Source organism: Dactylosporangium sp. NPDC049140, assembly GCF_040648435.1.
In genome coordinates, this window is the sequence record NZ_JBEZDS010000032.1 from 38,015 (window position 1) to 55,350 (window position 17,336).

Annotated in this window: 18 protein-coding genes and 1 pseudogene; 8 read left to right on the forward strand and 11 right to left on the reverse strand. The window is 75.3% G+C overall.

From position 1 onward, the window contains the following. Window positions 1-5 precede the first annotated feature (5 nt). From AB0B76_RS37785 to AB0B76_RS37800, 4 genes are read left to right on the forward strand one after another with little or no spacing between them, the layout of a single operon-like run. Entirely contained in the window at window positions 6-1,289 is a 1,284-nt protein-coding gene (locus AB0B76_RS37785; RefSeq protein WP_360384684.1) for an enoyl-CoA hydratase/isomerase family protein, read from the forward strand. Between the two features lie 10 nt (window positions 1,290-1,299). Beyond that, complete coding sequence (locus tag AB0B76_RS37790; protein ID WP_360384686.1) at window positions 1,300-1,479, forward strand: hypothetical protein; 180 nt, start codon at window positions 1,300-1,302, stop codon at window positions 1,477-1,479. After that, window positions 1,476-1,934 (forward strand): metallophosphoesterase, encoded by a 459-nt coding sequence (locus tag AB0B76_RS37795; RefSeq protein WP_360384688.1) that lies wholly within the window; start codon window positions 1,476-1,478, stop codon window positions 1,932-1,934. The genes AB0B76_RS37790 and AB0B76_RS37795 overlap by 4 nt, the downstream gene beginning before the upstream one ends. Next, window positions 1,935-5,615 (forward strand): NB-ARC domain-containing protein, encoded by a 3,681-nt coding sequence (locus AB0B76_RS37800; RefSeq protein WP_360384690.1) that lies wholly within the window; start codon window positions 1,935-1,937, stop codon window positions 5,613-5,615. A gap of 1 nt (window position 5,616) precedes the next feature. Here the strand turns inward: AB0B76_RS37800 and AB0B76_RS37805 are convergent, their stop codons facing one another. From AB0B76_RS37805 to AB0B76_RS37830, 6 genes and pseudogenes are all read right to left on the reverse strand, one after another. Beyond that, window positions 5,617-6,264, reverse strand: coding sequence for a DUF4253 domain-containing protein (locus tag AB0B76_RS37805; RefSeq protein ID WP_360384692.1), 648 nt, complete (start codon window positions 6,262-6,264; stop codon window positions 5,617-5,619). Between the two features lie 17 nt (window positions 6,265-6,281). Beyond that, window positions 6,282-7,118 carry a hypothetical protein gene (locus tag AB0B76_RS37810; RefSeq protein ID WP_360384694.1) on the reverse strand — a complete coding sequence of 279 codons (837 nt, stop codon included), beginning with the start codon at window positions 7,116-7,118 and terminating at the stop codon, window positions 6,282-6,284. Then, window positions 7,115-7,840 carry a VTC domain-containing protein gene (locus AB0B76_RS37815; protein WP_360384696.1) on the reverse strand — a complete coding sequence of 242 codons (726 nt, stop codon included), beginning with the start codon at window positions 7,838-7,840 and terminating at the stop codon, window positions 7,115-7,117. Before AB0B76_RS37815 ends, AB0B76_RS37810 begins: the two co-directional genes overlap by 4 nt. Next, window positions 7,837-8,396, reverse strand: a pseudogene (locus AB0B76_RS37820) (DUF4956 domain-containing protein). Before AB0B76_RS37820 ends, AB0B76_RS37815 begins: the two are co-directional and overlap by 4 nt. 35 nt (window positions 8,397-8,431) lie before the next feature. Continuing rightward, entirely contained in the window at window positions 8,432-8,860 is a 429-nt protein-coding gene (locus AB0B76_RS37825; protein ID WP_360384698.1) for a carboxymuconolactone decarboxylase family protein, read from the reverse strand. After that, window positions 8,857-9,717 carry a dienelactone hydrolase family protein gene (locus tag AB0B76_RS37830; RefSeq protein ID WP_360384700.1) on the reverse strand — a complete coding sequence of 287 codons (861 nt, stop codon included), beginning with the start codon at window positions 9,715-9,717 and terminating at the stop codon, window positions 8,857-8,859. Before AB0B76_RS37830 ends, AB0B76_RS37825 begins: the two co-directional genes overlap by 4 nt. On the opposite strand from AB0B76_RS37830, the gene AB0B76_RS37835 reads away from it, so the two are divergent. The 3 genes from AB0B76_RS37835 (at window position 9,716) to AB0B76_RS37845 (ending at window position 13,151) form a co-directional block, all read left to right on the forward strand. Beyond that, window positions 9,716-10,543 carry a helix-turn-helix transcriptional regulator gene (locus AB0B76_RS37835; RefSeq protein WP_360384702.1) on the forward strand — a complete coding sequence of 276 codons (828 nt, stop codon included), beginning with the start codon at window positions 9,716-9,718 and terminating at the stop codon, window positions 10,541-10,543. The two genes, AB0B76_RS37830 and AB0B76_RS37835, sit on opposite strands and share 2 nt — an antisense overlap. A 179-nt stretch (window positions 10,544-10,722) precedes the next feature. Continuing rightward, the gene (locus AB0B76_RS37840) at window positions 10,723-11,931 is read left to right on the forward strand and encodes an alpha-amylase family glycosyl hydrolase (protein ID WP_360384704.1); all 1,209 of its coding nucleotides are present in this window, start codon (window positions 10,723-10,725) and stop codon (window positions 11,929-11,931) included. Window positions 11,932-11,942: 11 nt separating this feature from the next. Next, on the forward strand, window positions 11,943-13,151 hold the full coding sequence (locus tag AB0B76_RS37845; protein WP_360384706.1) for a PP2C family protein-serine/threonine phosphatase: 1,209 nt from the start codon (window positions 11,943-11,945) through the stop codon (window positions 13,149-13,151). A gap of 10 nt (window positions 13,152-13,161) precedes the next feature. Here AB0B76_RS37845 and AB0B76_RS37850 read toward each other — a convergent pair whose 3' ends face one another. After that, window positions 13,162-13,911, reverse strand: coding sequence for a helix-turn-helix transcriptional regulator (locus tag AB0B76_RS37850; protein ID WP_360384708.1), 750 nt, complete (start codon window positions 13,909-13,911; stop codon window positions 13,162-13,164). Between the two features lie 54 nt (window positions 13,912-13,965). Between AB0B76_RS37850 and AB0B76_RS37855 the strand changes: the two genes are divergently transcribed. Beyond that, on the forward strand, window positions 13,966-14,934 hold the full coding sequence (locus AB0B76_RS37855) for a zinc-binding dehydrogenase (protein ID WP_360384710.1): 969 nt from the start codon (window positions 13,966-13,968) through the stop codon (window positions 14,932-14,934). Here the strand turns inward: AB0B76_RS37855 and AB0B76_RS37860 are convergent. From AB0B76_RS37860 to AB0B76_RS37875, 4 genes are all read right to left on the reverse strand, one after another. Next, complete coding sequence (locus tag AB0B76_RS37860) at window positions 14,901-15,398, reverse strand: carboxymuconolactone decarboxylase family protein (RefSeq protein WP_360384712.1); 498 nt, start codon at window positions 15,396-15,398, stop codon at window positions 14,901-14,903. The genes AB0B76_RS37855 and AB0B76_RS37860 overlap by 34 nt on opposite strands. Before the next feature lie 66 nt (window positions 15,399-15,464). Then, on the reverse strand, window positions 15,465-15,677 hold the full coding sequence (locus AB0B76_RS37865) for a tautomerase family protein (RefSeq protein WP_360384714.1): 213 nt from the start codon (window positions 15,675-15,677) through the stop codon (window positions 15,465-15,467). 18 nt (window positions 15,678-15,695) lie between these two features. Further along, window positions 15,696-16,538 (reverse strand): SDR family oxidoreductase, encoded by an 843-nt coding sequence (locus AB0B76_RS37870; protein WP_360384716.1) that lies wholly within the window; start codon window positions 16,536-16,538, stop codon window positions 15,696-15,698. Further along, a complete protein-coding gene (locus AB0B76_RS37875) occupies window positions 16,538-17,281 on the reverse strand; it encodes an SDR family oxidoreductase (protein WP_360384718.1) in 744 nt (247 codons plus the stop codon). The genes AB0B76_RS37870 and AB0B76_RS37875 overlap by 1 nt, the downstream gene beginning before the upstream one ends. Between the last annotated feature and the right edge of the window lie 55 nt (window positions 17,282-17,336).

A 17,336-nucleotide genomic window follows, 5' to 3' on the forward strand; every position in this document is an offset into this window, starting at 1 on the left:
ACGGTATGACGGATGTCCAACAGTCTGGCTCGGCGCGCTGGTCCTGGGGCGCCGACGGCGTCGTCACCGTGACCCTCGACGACCCCGGCCGCACCGCGAACATGCTCAACCGGCGCCACTACGACGGGCTCGGCGCCTGCCTCGACGACCTCACCCGGCAGGTCGGCCGCCTGCGCGGCGTCGTGCTCACCTCCGCGAAACGCTCCTTCATCGCCGGCCCCGACTTCGCGCCGGACGAGATCACCCCGGACGAGGCGGCCGGCACCTACGACCTGCTGACGCCGCTGCGCGACCAGGCGCGCCGGCTGGAGACCCTGGGCCGGCCGGTCGCCGCCGCGCTCAACGGCTCCGCGCTCGGCGGCGGCTTCGAGCTGGCCCTGGCCTGCCACTACCGGGTCGGGCCGGACGACCCGTCGGTCGTGTGGGCGCTCGCCGAGACCGGCATGGGCATCCTTCCCGCCGGTGGCGGCACGGTCCGGGCCACCCGGATGTTCGGGATCGCCGCGACGGTGCTGGAGATCGTCGGGCCGGGCACGGCGTACCACCCCGCGCAGGCGCTGGCCGCCGGCCTGGTGGACGAGCTGGCCGACGACGTTGTCGCGGCGGCGCGGGCCTGGGTGCTGGCCCAGCCGGCCGGGCACTTCGTGCAGCGGTGGGAGCGGCCCGGCTATGCGATTCCCGGGGGTACCACGGAGCCGCCGGGCCTGGCCGCACAGGTGCGGCGCCGCTCGGCCGGGTCGCCGGTGCGCGCGCTCGCCGCGGTGCTGGAGGTGGCGGTGCGCAGCGCGGCCGCACCGCTGGACGAGGCCTTCGAGATCGAGACGGCGGCCTGCCGGGCGTTGCTGACTGCGCCCGAGTTCCCGGACCTGGCGCACCTGTTCTATGCGATGCGTGCGGTCGCCGGGGCACCCGCCGGCGTTCCCGCGGCCGGTGGGCCGGCCGCCCGGCGCGAGTTCCCGCAGATCGTCGCCGACCCTCTCGCCGCGGTGTTCTTCGCCCCCGACGCCCCGGTCGTCGAGATCACCGACGCCGGGCTCGTCCGCGAGGTCCGCGCGAAGGGCGGCATCCCCGTGCTGATCCACGCCGGCCGCGTCTCGTTCGTGCAGACCCTCCTGGACGCCGGCCCCGACCCCGCCGCCATGGCCGCCGCCGCCCGCCGTGCCCTCGCCGACGGCCTGCGGATCGACCCGGCCGGCGCCGACGTCGCCTCCGTGCTCGCGGCCGGCTTCCCCGCCTGGACCGGCGGCGTCCTGCACGCCGAAGACCGGCGGCCGGACCGGCACCCATAGACTGCGCCCTGTGGATCACGTGTGCGTGGTGTACAACCCCCGCTCCGGCGCCCTGCTCGGCCGGGAGCGGCTCGCCGGGCCGTTCGAGCGGCGCGGGGTGACCGCCGAGCTGCGCGCGTTCGGCCCCGCCACGCTCGGGCGCTACGTGACCCGGGCCCGGGCGGTGCTCGCGCCGAAGGCGTCCGCGTGAGCGCCGTGCGCATCGCGCAGATCTCCGACCTGCACTTCGGCCGCGACGTGCCCCGGGTCGCGCGGGCGTTGCCGGCCGAGCTGCGCGAGGCCGCGCCGACGCTCGTCGCGGTCTGCGGCGACCTGACCCAGACGTTGCGGGCGGCGCAGTTCCGGGCCACCCGGGCGTTCCTCGACGAGCTGCCGGCGCCGGCGCTGGTCGTGCCCGGCCACCACGACCGGCCCGGGTGGCGGGTCTGGTCCCGGTTCGCGCGGCCGGGGCGGCGCCGACGGGCGCACATCGGCACCGACCCGCTCGGCGCGACCGTGCACACCGCCGCCGGGCTGGTCGCGGTCGGGGTGAACACCGCCCGGCGGTGGACCTTCCACACCGACTGGTCGCGGGGCCGGATCGACGCCCCGCAGCTGGCCGCGATCGTGTCGGCGTTCGAGGCCGCACCCGCGGCCGGGGCGTAGATGGCGGTACCGGTCTCCGAGCAGCGCAAGCTGTTCCAGCGCTCGGGCGACATGTGCGCCTTCCCCGGCTGCCGCGCCGCGCTGACCGCCGAGGCCTCCGGCGCCGACCGCGTCGCCGCGCTCGGGGAGATGGCGCACATCGTCGGCGAGAGCCCCAACGGCCCGCGCGGGGGCTCGCCGCTGACCCGGGCCGAGCGGGACCGGTACGAGAACCTCGTCCTGCTCTGCGGCCACCACCACGAGCTCGTCGACTCCCAGCCGCACACGTGGACGGTCGAGGAGTTGCACGCGATGAAGGCGGCGCACGAGACGTGGGTGCGGCGGCGGCTCGGCGGCGTCGACGCCGCGGGCCGCCGGGCCGGGGCCGGCTCGCCGTGGATGGTGCCCGAGCCGGTGCGGCTGCTCGTCGAGCGGCCCGAGGACCGGCAGCGGCTGGCCGGGCTGGTGCTCGAGGACGGCCGCGGCGCGGTGGTGGCCGTGGCCGGGGCGGGCGGCTTCGGCAAGACCACGCTCGTCGCGCAGGTCTGCCACCAGGTCCGCGACGCGTTCCCCGGCGGCGTGCTGTGGGTGGCCGTCGGCGAGCAGGTGCTCGAACGCGCGCTCGCCGAGAAGGTCAACGACCTGTCCGAGCTGGTCGGCGGCGCGCGGCCGGCGCTGAGCGACCCGGCCGCGGCCGGGCACCGGCTGGCCGCGCTGCTGGCCGGCCGGCCGCCGACGCTGCTGGTCGTCGACGACGTCTGGACGGCCAGCCAGCTCGCGCCGTTCCTGCACGGCGACGCACGGGTCGTCGCCACGTCCCGCTCGCGCGGCGCGCTGCCCGCCAACGCCCGGGTCCACACGCTGCGGCCGCTCGGCCCGGCCCTGAGCCGGTCGCTGCTGCGCCTCGGCGTGCCCGGGCTGACCGACACCGAGCCGCTGGTGCGCCGCACCGGGGGCTGGCCGATCCTGCTCGCCCTGGCCAACGGCGCGATCCAGCGCTCCGTGGAGGACGGCCTGACCCCGGACGCGGCCGCCGGCCTGGTCGCCGAGCAGCTGCACACCGACGGGCCGGACAGCCTCGACCTCGACAGCGCCGACCGTCGCGACCATGCCGTCCAGGCCACCGTCGACGCGAGCCTGCGGCGCCTGGACGCCGACGCCCGGGACCGGTTCCTCGAGCTCGGCGTGTTTGCCGAGGATGCCGATGTCCCGGTGTACGTCGTGCAGGTGCTGTGGGCCGCGAGCGGCACCCCGGCCCGCGTCGCCCGGCGCCTGATCCGGACCCTCGCCGACCTCGCCCTCGTGTCGGTCGCGGGCGAGGCGCTGCGCCTGCACGACGTGCTCCGCGCCCACCTGCGGCAGATGCTCGGCCCCGAAGGGCTCGCCGCGGCGAACCGCCGGCTCGTCGAGGCCGTGCGCGCGGAGGCGGACACCGACCGTACCGCGGTCGCCGGCTACGCCCGCGTGTACCTGGCCGACCACGCCGCCGACGCCGGGATGCTCGACGAGCTGCTCCTCGACGCCGGCTACCTGCTCACCGCGTGGGCGCCCGGGCTGCTCGCCCGCCTGTCCGCGGTGCGCACCGAGGCGGGCCGCGCGGCGGCGCTGGCCTACCGGCGGGCCGTGCACCACTTCCGGGACCGGCCGACGCCCGATTGGCCGGCCTACCTGGAGCTCGCCGCGCGCCAGGCCGGCGCCCCCGACCTCGCCGACGACGCGGGCCGCCGGGCCGTTACGAGCCGGTGGCGGTGCCGGTGGACGGACTGGTACGTCGAGCCGCCGCACACCATCCTGACCCGCCACCCCGGCCCGGTGATCGACGTGGCCGTGCTGCCCCGGCCCGACGGCCGGCTCCTGGTCGCCAGCCTCGACGGCGACCAGATCCGGGTGTTCGACGGGCAGCGGGGCACGGTCGCCGACCTGCCGTGGCGGCTGCCGCCCGACCACGTGCCGACGGCCCTCACCTGCGTGGCGCTGCCGGGCGGCGACCACGCGTTCCTCGTCGGCACGGACCACGGCCACGCCCTGGCCTGGCACGCCGGCACCGGCGAGCGCCTGCCCTGGGACCTGCCGTTCGATCCGGAGCGCCCGCAGCCGGCCGCCGACCCGTGGGACGACGCCAACCCGCCTCCCCCTCCACCGCCGGCGCCGGAGGCGGTCGATCCCTGGGACGACTCCGCGCCGACACCACCGGCGCGGGCGTGGCTCGCCGGGACGCCCGAGCCCGGCGAGCTCGACTGGTCGACCGAACCACCCGACGAGGAGCTCCCAGCGCCGGCGCGGTGGCGGCCGGTCGCGCCGCCCGAGCCGGACGAGCCGGACGACCCGGAGCCTGGGACTGACGACTACGTGGACGACCTGATCGACCAGGAACCCTTCGAGCCCGACACGGGCGTGCCGGACAAGGACACGTGGACGACCAGGCACCCGCCGGAGCCCCGCATCCGCTGGTTCGAGTCGGACGGCCCGATCCTGCGCATCGTGCGCCGCCGGTCGGTGTGGGCGGTCGACACCCGCACCGGCCGCCGGGCCGCCGGGCCGGACGACGTGGCCGCGGGCCAGGGGCAGCTGGTGACCCGGTTGCCGGACGGCGGCCGGGTCAGCGGCTTCACGGACGGCAGCATCGAGATCGCCGGCCGCCCGGGGACCCCGGCGACGGTCGTGGACGTCCACGCGGGCCCCGTGCAGGCGCTCGGCGCGGGACGCGCTCCCGACGGCCGCGCGCTGCTGGCCACTGGCGGCCACGACGACGGGACCGTGCGCCTCTGGGAGGTCGGCGACCTGGTCGAGTACGGCCGGCGCACCCGGCCGACCGCGGTCGAACGGCTGGCCGCGGCGGGCGGGATCGTGGCCGCCGCGCACGGAGGGCCGGTGATCCAGGTCTGGGCCGGTGGGCGGGTCGAGCGCGAGCTGGTGCACGAACGGCGGGTCACGGCGCTGTTCGCGGCCGGCGACGTGGTGCTCGCCGGGGGCGCCGGCGGACCGCCCCGGGCGTGGAACCCGGCCACCGGCGAACGGATCGACAGCGGCCTCGGCGGGGTCACCGGGCGGGTCGTCGCCTGCGCCGCCACGCCGGACGGGGCGGTCCTGATCACCACCGACGAGACCTCGGTGCGCGCCTGGGACGTCGTCGACGGCCGGCCCCGGTGGCACCTGGACGCCCGCGGCGCCGACGTCATCAGCCTGCCGGACGGGGGCCTGCTCATCAGGGACGACTACGACCGGTACCGCTGCGGCGATCCGGCCACCGGACGGACCACCGGGCTGCGCGCCGGCGAACTCATCCCCGAATGGTCATCGAAGACCGGGACCGCGAAGCATCTCGACCAGGCGCTGGCTGTCCTGTTCACCGGCCGGGGCGTCCGGGAGCGGGCCGGAGCCGAGCGCCGGCCCGGGAGCCGGCGGCCGGACCGTGGCTACCGGTACGGCAATGACCTGCAGGCGGTACACGCCACGCTCGTACGGCTGTCGGACGGCGCCACGCTCGCCGCGCTCGGGGGCCGGGCGTTGCGGCTGCGCCGCCCCCACGCCGACGAGTCGACGTGGGGGTCCGAGCGAACCGTCTGGTACGACTGGCACACGCTGAGCGACGTGCACCTCGACACGCCGGTCACCGCGCTCGCGGCCGACGGGGACGAGCTCGTCGTGGGCACCGCCCGCGGGCTGGCCCGGCTGCGGATGCGGGTCGAGCCGCCGGTGTAGCTCAGTCCCACCAGGCCCGCCATACGGTCGCGCCGAGCAGGGCGGCGGCCAGCTCCGGCAGGGAGTCCACGCCGTACAGGTCCGCCGCGTCGCTGTACGTCGCGAAGTCCCACGCCAGGGTCAGGGCCGATCGGCGGTCCAGCGGCGGGCGGGCCACCGTGAACTCGATGCTGTCGCGGGTCAGGATCACCGGCTCGGCGCCGTAGCGGGTGTGGAAGTGGTGCAGCATCGCGGCATGGGCGGGCGGGGCCGGGTAGCCGTTCCAGTCGCCGTACCCGAGCAGCAGCGGAATCCGCCAGGGCGCCGCGACCGGGAGCAGGGCGACCAGCGCCGTGCCCTCGTCCGGCTCCGGCGGCCGGTCGTACACCGCCGGCCACTCCCCCGCCTCGAGCTCGTCCAGGTCGAGCTCCGCCGGCGGCCGGCCCAGCGTCGCGGGGCGCCCGGGCGGCTCCTCCCACGGCTCGGGGCCCGGTTCCCCGGCCATGGCGGCGAGCTCCGCGGGCGTGTCCGGGTCCATGAGCAGCGGCCACAGGCCCGTCGTGGCGTGCCGGGGCCGCAGCCGCCGCCACCACGAGCGGGCCTGCGCGGCCGGAACCTCGAAGCCGTGCACAGGGGTGCCGTCCGGGGTTCTCAACACTTGGTGCAGCACCCCGGCACGGTACCGGGTCAGCGCCGCCCGCCGCCGAAGCCGTTGCCCGCCGGGGCCTGGCCGGCGGTGACGGTCGCGGCGAGCGTCGCCGCGCCGAGGGAGCCGGACCGGGCCAGTCCGCCGGTGCTCGTGCGGGTCGCGGTGCCGCCGGTGTAGACCTTGTACTGCGCGCCGCTGGTGATCTTCGGCCCGGAGTGCACCACGTTCTGGGTCGTCTTCGAGGTGACGAACGTGGCCAGGACGGTCCCGCCCGCGTCGGTGATCTGGACGGTGGTGCCCGCCGCCACCGCGCTCGTCAGCGTCGCCGACAGCCAGCCCTGTGCCGAGCCGGTGCCGGGCGCGACCGCCATCCCGGCGCTGCCCGCCGCGAGCAGGACACCGCCGCTGATGGTGAAGCTGCCGTTGACGTCCAGCGCGCCGTTGCCGCTGCGGGCCGGGCCGTTGACGACGACGGTGCCGCCGGTGATCTCGGCGGTACCGTTGGAGTCGAACCCGTCGCCCTCGGCGTTGAGCACCAGCGTGACGTCGGCGTCGCCGGCGTCGACGACCACCTGGCCGTCGAGGGTGCCGGTGAGGCGGTAGGTGCCCGCGGCGGTGATGCCGACCGTGCCGTCCTCGGCCGCGGTGGCCAGGTTCACGGTCGTGGCCCTGGACGCGTCCCAGGTCGGATCGGCGGCGTCGGCGGCGGAGTTTTCCGCGAGTACCGCCGCCGCGTCCGCAACGACGTCCACAGTGGACGCGGCGGACGCGGCCGCGCCGCCGGGCTGAGCCGTGTTCGTGCCACGGCAGCCGGCTGGCACCGCGGCAGCGAGGACGGCGGCGAGGACGGCGGCTTTCCTGCGGGGCGTCTTCATCGGGACTCCTGACGGGGGAAGTGGCGGCGCAGCACCGGCCGCCAGCGGTTGGCGGGCAGGTCGGGGCGCAGGGCGGCGAGGCCGGTGGCGTACTTGGAGATGGGCCCGGGCCGGTGCCCCAGCCGCCACAGCAGCCGGTCGACCTCCCCGGCGGCGTGCGGGGTCTTCGTCTCCACCACGGCCCGGCCGGGCAGGGCGAGCGCGGGGCCGCCGGGCAGCGCGAAGGACAGGCCGGTGTCGATCGTGACCCGGCTCGCCGAGGCCGGCAGGTACAGGGTCACGCGCTGGTAGCAGGTGACCAGGGCCGCGCCGAGGAGTACGCCCCGGCCCAGGACCGCCGCGGCGTACCGGCCGGCCGCCTCGGGCCCGGCGTAGGGCGTGCGGTGCTTGACCGTGACGCCGCGCGGGCCGCGGGTCTTCACCTCGGTGAACCGGTCGCCGCTGTCGAGGTAGGTGCGGACGCGGACCTTGAACCGGCCGCGGCGCCGGCGGGCCGCGCCCAGGTAGGCGTCGAGGCCGGGGGTGTCGAGGTACTCGGAGCAGTACCCGAAGCGCCGCCGCTCCCCGATCTGCAGCACCCGGGCGCCGGCCGGCAGCCGCCGGAGCAGATCCGGCACGAGGTCCTCGGGCAGCACGTACTTGCGGTCGGCGCGGGTCAGCAGCGCCGCGCGGGTCTGCAGCTCCTCCAGGCGGACCGGCTCCAGCACGTCCAGCGCGGTCACGCCGCACCCGCCGGCTCGCGGACGGCGCCGGTCGCGACGTACCGGACCTCGACCAGCGTCGTGTCGTTGACGGTGTCGACGTGGCGGACGGTCAGGTTCACCACGCGGGCGCCGAGGCTGCCCTCGAGGTGCGCCCGCAGCGCCGTCTCGTCCAGGTAGGCGCGGTCGAGGAGCATGGTCTGCTGGCGGTACCGGCCGAACAGCGCCGGGTGGTCGCCCACGAACAGGGCCGCGATGACCAGCGCCATGAGTCCGGCGGTGAGCCCGCTCCGGGTGTCGCTCAGCCCGGCGAGCAGCCCGAGCGCGAGCGCGGCGAAGTAGTAGGCGATCTCGTGCTGGAGCGCAACCGGATGATCGACAGCACCCCGAACAGGCCCAGCCCGAGCCCGGCGCCGACCGTGGAGGAGCCGAGCACCATCGTGGTGGCCAGCACGCCGACGTTGATGCCGAGGAACGCGACAACGAGATCGCGGCGGTGATGGCGGGGAAAGTAGACCCCGAACGCCAGCACCGCGATGGCGACGAGGTCGACCCCGATGATCAGTAGCTGCTCCACGGCACGCCTTCAGTTGCGCTTCACGTCCCGTTCATCTAGCCGGGCGTGGCCGTGCGCTCCCTGTGTGGCGGCTGCGCTGCGCTCGTGACTTGAGCGGGGGGACCGATCCCGGACAGCACCTCCATGGCGTTGATGGCGCGGGGGAAACCCGCGTACGGCAGCGTCTGCAGGACCGCCTCCACCAGCTCGTCCCGGGTCAGCCCGACGTTCAGGGCGCTCCTCAGGTGCGAGGCCAGCTGCTGCCGCGTGTCGCCCAGGCCGACGAGGACGCCGAGGATGACGAGCTCGCGGCGGGCCGGGTCGAGGCCGGGGCGGCTGTGGATGTCGCCGTACGCGAACTCGACGGCGAACCGCGGCAGGTCCGGGGCGATGCGGGCCAGCGCCGCGTAGGCCTCGTGGCGCCGGCTGGGATCCTCGCCGTCGAGCTCGCGGATGCGGGCGGCGCCACGCTCGTAGCGGCTCATGCGTGCGACCCGTTGCGCTCGGTGAAGTCGAGGACCCGGCGCCAGGCGTCGTCGCAGGCGGCGGACCACTCGGCCGGCGAGCGGTCGAAGAACGAATGGGGCGCGCCCTCGTACGTGTGCAGCTCGTGCTCGGCGCCCGCCGCGGTCAGGCGCCCGGCCAGGGCCCGGAAGTCCGCCTGCGGCGTGGCGGCGTCGTCGCCGGCCAGGAGCAGCAGCAGCGGCCGCCGCAGCCGGTCGAGCACGTCGGTGACCTGCTCGGGTCGCCCGTAGAAGCCGATCGCGCCGGCCAGGTCGAGGTCGCTCGCCGCCAGCCGCCAGGAGAGGCCGCCGCCGAAGCAGAACCCGACCGTGAACGTCGCGCCGGGGTTGGCCTTGTCCAGGTACGACATCGCCGCCCGCACGTCGAGGGTGACCTCGTCCGGCTGGACGAGCGGCAGGTGCGACGGCCAGTCGAAGTCGTCCCCGCGGGCGCCGGCGCCGGCCGTGCGCCCGTAGTAGTCGACCGCGACCGCGCCGAAGCCGGCCTCGGCGAAGCGCTCGGCGAGGGCGCGGTAGTACGCGTGCACGCCGCGCACGTCCGGCAGGATCACGACGTTGCGGCCGTTGGGCGCGGCGGGCACGGCCGCGTAGGCGCCGAAGACGGTCCCGTCGGCGGCGGTGAGCTCGATGGGCGCGGCGTGCTCGACGGCGCCGGCGTTCGGCGCGGCCGGCGGCCGGCTCTCGTTGGTGTGGCACATGGGCCCAGCCTGGAGCCGGGCGGCGACGGCCACCAGACCCCGGCCGAGCAGGGGAATCGGCGATACTGGTACTGGCCGGGCCAGGATCGCGGGGCGCCGGGTCGGCATACTGGTCGGCATGGACAACGGCCGTGAGCTGGGCGACTTCCTCAAGTCCCGGCGGGCCCGGACGCGCCCGCCCCTCGCCGGGCCCCGGCGGCGGGTGCCGGGCCTGCGCCGGGAGGAGGTCGCGCAGCTGGCGGGCATCAGCGTCGAGTACTACGTCCGCCTCGAACAGGGCCGCGCCCAGCGCCCGTCGGACGAGGTCCTCACCACCCTCGCGGCCGCGTTGCGGCTCGACCACGACGAGCGGGCCCACCTCTTCGACCTGGGCCGCTCCCGGGGCGCCGCCCCGCGACCCCGGCCCGCCGAGCGCGCCCGCCCGGAGCTCGTGCGGCTGCTGGTGACCCTGGACCGCGTCCCGGCGCTGCTGATCGACCACCGCCTCGACGTCCTGGCCGGGAACCGCCTCGCCGCCGCGCTCTTCTTCGACTTCGACGCCGCCCCCGTCCGGCAGCGCAACCTGGCCCGCTTCGCGTTCCTCGACCCGGCCGCCCGGGAGCGCTTCGCGGACTGGCCGGAGGTGGCCCGGGCCACGGTGGGCCAGCTGCGCCTGGCGGCCGGCCGGCATCCGCACGACGAGCCCCTCGCGACGCTGCTGGGCGAGCTCACGATGCGCAGCGAGGACTTCCGCACCCTGTGGTCGCGGCGCGACGTGCGCGAGCGGACCCACGGCACGAAACGGTTCCGCCACCCCGCGGTGGGCGAGCTGACGCTGCGCTTCGAGAACATGGACCTGCCGTCGGCGACCCAGCGCGTCGTGATGTTCTTCGCCGACCCGGGCACCCAGGCGGAGCAGTCCCTCGAGCTCCTGGCCATGTGGTCCACGCCGGCGCTGCTTGAGTAGCTGTCCTGCGACGACGGCACCACGACCACGATCACGCGCGTCGAGCGCACCCACTACCTGATGCAGGACGCCGACGGCACGGCGTACCGGATCCTCGAGGTCCCGCATCCGCCCGCCGAACTCGAACGGCAGCTCGACGCGGCCGGTCGTCGGTCTGGTCCACCGCGTACCCGCCGTCGATGATCACGAAGCCCGGGCACAGCTTCCTGAGCACCCTCGCCGACACCGGCCTGTGGCGGGCCTTCGCGGCGATCGGCGTCAGCGCGGTGCACACCGGTCCGCTGAAGCGGGCCGGGGGCCTGTTCGGCCGGGAGTCCACGCCGAGCGTGGACGGGCACTTCGACCGGATCAGTACCGACATCGACGAGGTGTTCGGCACCGAGGCCGAGTTCCAGGGCATGTGCGCGGTGCAGCGGGAGACGTGGACGTACAGCGACCAGGCCGGCGCCTGGTACCACCACCGCTTCCACGACTTCCAGCCCGACCTCAACGTGCTCAACCCCGAGGTCCGCGCCGAGCTCAGCAAGGTCGTCGCGTTCTGGGAGCGGCTCGGCGTCAGCGGCTTCCGCGTCGACGCCGTGCCGTTCGTCATCGAGCGGACCGCGCCCGGCGTCGACCCCCGCGACCGCGACTACGGCTTCCTCACCGAGTTACGCGAGCAGACGTCGTGGCGCCGCGGCGACGCCGTGTTTCTCGCCGAGGCCAACGTGCCGAGCGACGAGCTGCGGCTGTTCTTCGGCGACGCCGACGGGGCCGCGAACCGGCTGCAGATGCTGTTCGCGTTCCGGCTCAACGAGGCCCTCATGCTCGCGCTGGCCCGCCAGGACCCCGGCCCCCTCGCCGACGCGCTGCACACGCTGCCGCCGCTGCCGCGCCACGGGCAGTGGGCCACGTTCCTGCGCAACCACGACGAGGTCGACCTGTCCGGCCTCACCACCGCCGAGCGCGACGAGGTGTTCGCCGCGTTCGGCCCTGACCGGCGCCAGCAGCTGTACCGCCGCGGGATCCGCCGCCGGCTGGCCCCGATGCTCGCCGACGAGCGGCGCCTGCGGATGGCCTACAGCCTGCAGTTCACGATGCCGGGCACGCCCGTGCTGCGCTACGGCGACGAGATCGGCATCGGCGGCCATACGATCGTCCCGGTCGACGCGGCCGGGGTGCTGGCGCACGGCACGGAGGCCCCGGGCGGCGCGATGGTCTTCGTGCACAACCTCGCCGACCGGCCGGTGCGGGTGGGCCTGCCACCCCACCCGAGCGAGGACCACGGGCCGGTGGAGGTGCTCAGCAACCGCGAGTACCCGGAGTGCGACCTCCGGGACCTCGAGCTGGACGGGTACGGATACCGCTGGATCCGTCTTCGCCGCAGCCACGGACCGGGGCGGCACTAGGATGGTGCGTCGTGGGTGTCACCGAAGCGCTGCTCCGACTGCTCACGGCCGCCCACCGCGCCGTCCCGGAGGACCTGCCCGCGCTGGCCACCGAGGGCGTCCGGCTGGTCGGCGCGCTCGACGCCGACATCTTCCTGATCGACTACCGGCAGTCGTACCTCGTGCCGCTGACCGCCGTCGACGCTCCAACGGCCGCGGCGGTACCGGTGGAGGGCACTCTGGCCGGGCGGGCGTTCGCCTACACGGAACTGTGCGAGGCGCCCGAGGACGGCGGGTACCGGATGTGGGTGCCGCTGCTCGACGGCACCGAGCGGCTCGGCGTCATCGCGGTGCACACGGCCGCCGAGCCGACCGACCGGTTGCGGGACGACTGCCGGCACATCGCCTCCGCGCTGGCCGAGCTGCTCATGACCCGCCGGCACTACGGCGACGGCGTGGAGCGCACCCGGCGCTTGGAGCCGATGCAGCTCGCCGCGGAGATCCTGTGGAACCTGCTGCCGCCGCTGACGTTCGTGAGCCACGCGGTCTCGGTCAGCGCGATCCTCGAGCCGTGCTACGACGTCGGCGGCGACGCGTTCGACTACGCCATAAACGGCAACGTGCTGCACGTGGCGGTGTTCGACTCGGTCGGGCACGGGATCGAGGCCAGCGACACGACGTCGCTGGCGATCAACGCGTACCGCAACGCCCGGCGCACCGGCCTCGACCTCGCGGACACGTGCCGGTCGATCGACACCTGGCTCAGCGCCCGCCACCCCGGCAACTGGGTCACCGCGCTGCTGCTCGAGCTCGACACCGTCACCGGCCTGGCCCGGCGCATCTCGGCCGGCCACCCGGGCGAGCTGCTCCTGCGCCAGGGCAAGGCGGTCAAGTCCCTGCCGGCCCCGACCGCGATGCCGCTGGGCCTGCGCCGCCTCGCCGACCGCGAGCCGGAGGTCACCCAGGAGCAGCTCCAGCCGGGCGACCAGCTCCTGCTGTACACCGACGGCGTCGTGGAGGCCCGCACCGCCGACGGCGAGTTCTTCGGCCTCGACCGCCTGGGCGACTACGTGACGCGCGCCCTGGCCGACCGGCTCCCCGCCCCGGAGACGATGCGCCGCCTGGTCCACGCGATCCTGACCCACCAGAACGACCGCCTCCAGGACGACGCGACGGCGGTACTTGTCGAATGGCGCCCCACGGCGGCCCCGACCGCCGACCTGCTGCCCCGCGTCGAGTAGTAGCCCGGGTTCAGGTCGTGGCCCGGTAGCGGCCCGGGGTCGTGCCGACGAGCCGGGTGAAGGCCGCGATGAAGCCGCTCGGGTTCGCCCAGCCGCACGCGTGGGCCACCCGCGTGGTGTCGTGCCCGTCGGCCAGGAGCACCAGGGCGTGGAAGATGCGCAGCTGGGTGCGCCACTCGTAGAAGGTCATGCCGAGCTCGTCGTGGAACAGCCGGCTCAGGGTACGGGCACTCGCCCCGGCCGTCCGGCCCAGCGCGGCCAGGGCGGCGTTGTCCGCGGGGTCGTCGTACAGGATCCGCGCGACGGCCCGGAGGCGGTCGTCGCGTGGCTCCGGCAGCCGCAGCGCCAGCTCGTCCGCCTCCTGGAGCTCGTCGACGAGCACCCGGTGGAGGCGGGCCTCGGCGGCGCGGGCGTACCGGCGCGGGCCCGTCAGGGCGAGCAGGACCTCGCGGGCCAGGCCGGACGCGGTGAACACCGCGGGGCGGTCCGGGGCGAGGCGGGCCAGGGCGGGCGGCAGGAAGACGATCCGCATGTCGGTGTCGCCGTGGGCGCGGTGCTGGTGCGTGAACCCGGCCGGCGTCCAGGCGACCCGGTTGGCGGGGACGATCGAGGTGCCGCGCTCGGTGTGCACCGACAGGACGCCGCGGGCCGCGTACACGAGGTGGCCCCGCGGATGGGAGTCCGTCGAGCCGGACCCGCCCGACGGCCACAGGTGCACGCCGCCGGACGGCCAGATCCGGGATTGGCGGGCAATGGGCACAGCTTGGCATTCTATCGGTGGGCGGCCAGACCGTCGGGCGGCGATCGTGCAGGTATGACGACGATGCGAGCGGCGGTATGTGTGCGGGCCGGCGGCCCCGAGGTCCTGGAGGTTCGCGAGCTGCCGGTGCCGGCGGTGCGGCCGGGGTGGAGCCTGGTCCGCGTGCGGGCGGCGGGCCTGAACCGGTCGGAGCTGCGGACCCGGCAGGGGCACTCCCCGAGCGTCGAGTTCCCGCGGGTGCTGGGGATCGAGTGCGTGGGGGTCGTCGCGGCGTCGACGGACCCGCGGCTGCCGGAGGGGGCGACCGTCGCGGCGGTGATGGGCGAGATGGGCCGGGCCTTCGACGGCGGCTACGCGCAGTACGCCCTGCTGCCCGACGCACTGCTCATGCCGGTCACCACCACGTTGCCCTGGGACGTGCTGGCCGCGCTGCCGGAGACGTACCTGACCGCGCTGGGCGCGCTGGACGCGCTGGGGGCCGGGCCCGGCGACCGGCGGCGGCTGCTGATCCGGGGCGGGTCCTCGTCGGTGGGGCTGGCCGCGGCGTCGATCGCGTCCGCCTACGGCCTGGAGACCATGGCCACGACCCGGCGGCCGGGCAAGGCCGGCACGCTGAGGGCCGCCGGCGCCGCCCACGTGCTCGTGGACGGCGCCGGGAGCGGTCCGGCCGTGTGGCCGGAGGGCCCCGATCTGGTACTCGACCTAATCGGGGCGGACACGGTGGTGGACTCGCTGCGCCTGGTCCGCCGCGGCGGGACGGTGTGCGTGGCCGGGTCGCTCAGCGGCTGGCTGGTCCGCGACTTCGAACCGATCGCGATGATCCCGCCGGGCACGAAGCTGACCGCGTTCCACAGCGACGCCGTCAAGGGCGCCGCGGGCATGCTCCAGCGCGTGGTCGACCAGGTCGAGGCCGGCGTCTACCGGCCCAACATCGACCGGGTGTTCGGCCTCGACGACATCGTCGCCGCGCACCGGTACATGGAAGGCGATCAGGCCGCCGGCAAGCTCGTGCTCGTGCTGTAGTTCTGCCCGAGCGGGGCGCCCGGGATGGGCTTGGCGATGAGGCCCACGGGGACGAAGAACATGATCTGGCCGATCGCCAGCGTCAGGGTCCACAGGGCCTTGTCGTCGTAGTGCTCGGACACCCGCGCGAACAGCTCGCCGGGCACCCGGTCCCCGGCCGGGTTCGGGGTCAGGACCGCCTCGAGGAGCTCGAGGGCGGCGCGCTCGGCGTCGGTGAAGTACGGCGAGTCGTGCCAGCTGGCGAGGGAGTCGATGCGCTCGTCGGCCTCCCCCGCCTTGCGCAGCTCGGCGGCCTGGCGCACGGTGTGGTACGTGCTGCCGACGATCTGCCCGGCCCGCAGCGCCACCAGGCCGACCGTGCTCTGCGGGACGGTGCCGTTGGACACCACCTTGGACATGCCGGCGGCGACCGGCGGGAAGTCGGGGAAGAAGGGGATCGGGTCGGGCAGGCGTGACTCGGGCATGGTGTCGTGTTCCTTTCGGCCTTCGATTGGCGTTCGGGAAGTACGACGAAGCAGGCCGTCGAAACGTCAGTGGGCCTCGCCGTTGATCATGGCCGCGGTGAGGACCCGGCCGCCGATGCCCCAGCCGCCGTCGACGACCTCGTCGACGAGAATGAGCGTGTTGGGCCGGGCGATCTCGCCGTACAGCCGGACGTACAGATCCGTTGCGGTGTCGACGATGTGCTGCTTCTGCTCGTTGGAGAGGGTGCCCGCGGGAACCTTGAAGTTGGCGAACGGCATGGGAATGTCCTTTCGGAATCAGATGAGTTCGGAGATACCGATGCGGTGGTAGAACTCGGCCCGGATGCGGTCGTAGACGACGGAGACGACCTCGCTGCCGTCCTCGCTCGGGTCGACGTGCACGCGGAACGGGCGCTCGCCCGCGGGGAGGTCCACGACGCGGACGATCGCCTCGGCCACCTCGTCGGCGGTGCGTCCGGCCGGGAAGATGGCGGCGAGGGCCGGGGCCATCGCCGCGCGGATCTCGCCGTACCGCGGGTCGTACTCCGCGGCCCGGGCGGAGTCGGCCGGGGTGCCCGCGTGCGCGAAGTGGTTGGTGCCGCTCGGATACGCGCCCGGCACGACGATCGTGGTACCGATGCCGAAGCGGACGAGCTCGGCCGCATAGCTCTCGGCGAGCGCGTCCATGCCGGCCTTGGCGGCGAAGTACGGCGCCAGGAACGGCGGGTGCCCGCCACGCGTCGACGACGAGCCGACCCACAGGAGGTGGCCCGAGCCCTGGGCGCGCAGGATCGGCAGCACCGCCCGGTTGACGCGCTGGGTCGAGACGACGTTCACGTCGTACAGCTCCGCGATCTGCTCCGGGGTGAACGCCTCGGCCGGGCCGAGCACCATGTGCCCGGCGTTGTGCACGACGACGTCGATGCGGCCCTGCTCCCGCATGATCTGCGCGACCGCGGCGTCGACCGAGGCCTGGTCCTGCACGTCCAGGTCGACGGCGTGCTCGAAGGCCGCGGCGGCCTGCGCGTTGCGGCCGGTGGCCGCGCGCATCCCGGCGTACACGACGTGTCCACTGTGGACCAGGGCCAACGCCGTCAGGTTGCCGAAGCCGCTCGACGCGCCGGTGATGAGCACGATCATCAGATGATGCCCCCGTTCGCGCGGATGGTCTGGCCGTTGACCCAGTGCCCGGCCGGCGAGGCGAGGAACGCCACGACCGCGGCGATGTCGGCGGGCGTGCCGAGGCGCTCCAGCGGCGGCTGCTGGGCCAGGTGCCGGATGGTGGCCTCGTCCTTGCCGTCGAGGAACAGGTCGGTCGCGGTGGGGCCGGGCGCGACGGTGTTCACGGTGACGTCGCGGCCGCGCAGCTCCCGGGCCAGGATCAGGGTGATCGCCTCGACGGCGCCCTTGGTCGCGGTGTACGGGGCGTACGTCGGGAACTGCAGCCCGACGACCGACGTCGAGAACTGGATGATGGCGCCGCCGGGCCGCAGCCGGCGCGCGGCCTGCTGGTCGACGACGAAGGTGCCGCGCACGTTGGTGCGGTGCAACTCGTCGAACGCGGCGAGGTCGAGCTCGGCGACGGTCTGCAGGTGCATGCGCCCGGCCGCGTGGACGACGACGTCGACGCCGCCGAAGGTCGCCTCGGCCCGGTCGAACAGCGCCGCGACCGCGGCCTCGTCGGCCACGTCGGCCTGCACGGCGATCGCCTCGCCGCCGGCCGCCTCGATCTCCCCGACCGCCGCCCGCGCCTCGGCATGGTTGCCGGCGTAGGCGACGACGATCTTCAGGCCGTCGGCGGCGAGGCGGGTGGCCGCGGCCCGGCCGATGCCGCGGGAGCCGCCGGTGACGATGGCGACGCGGCTGGTTGTCGTAGTGGTCATGTCCACCACTCTGGGCGCCGGGCGGCCCGGGATACAGACGGCGCTTACCGGGGGG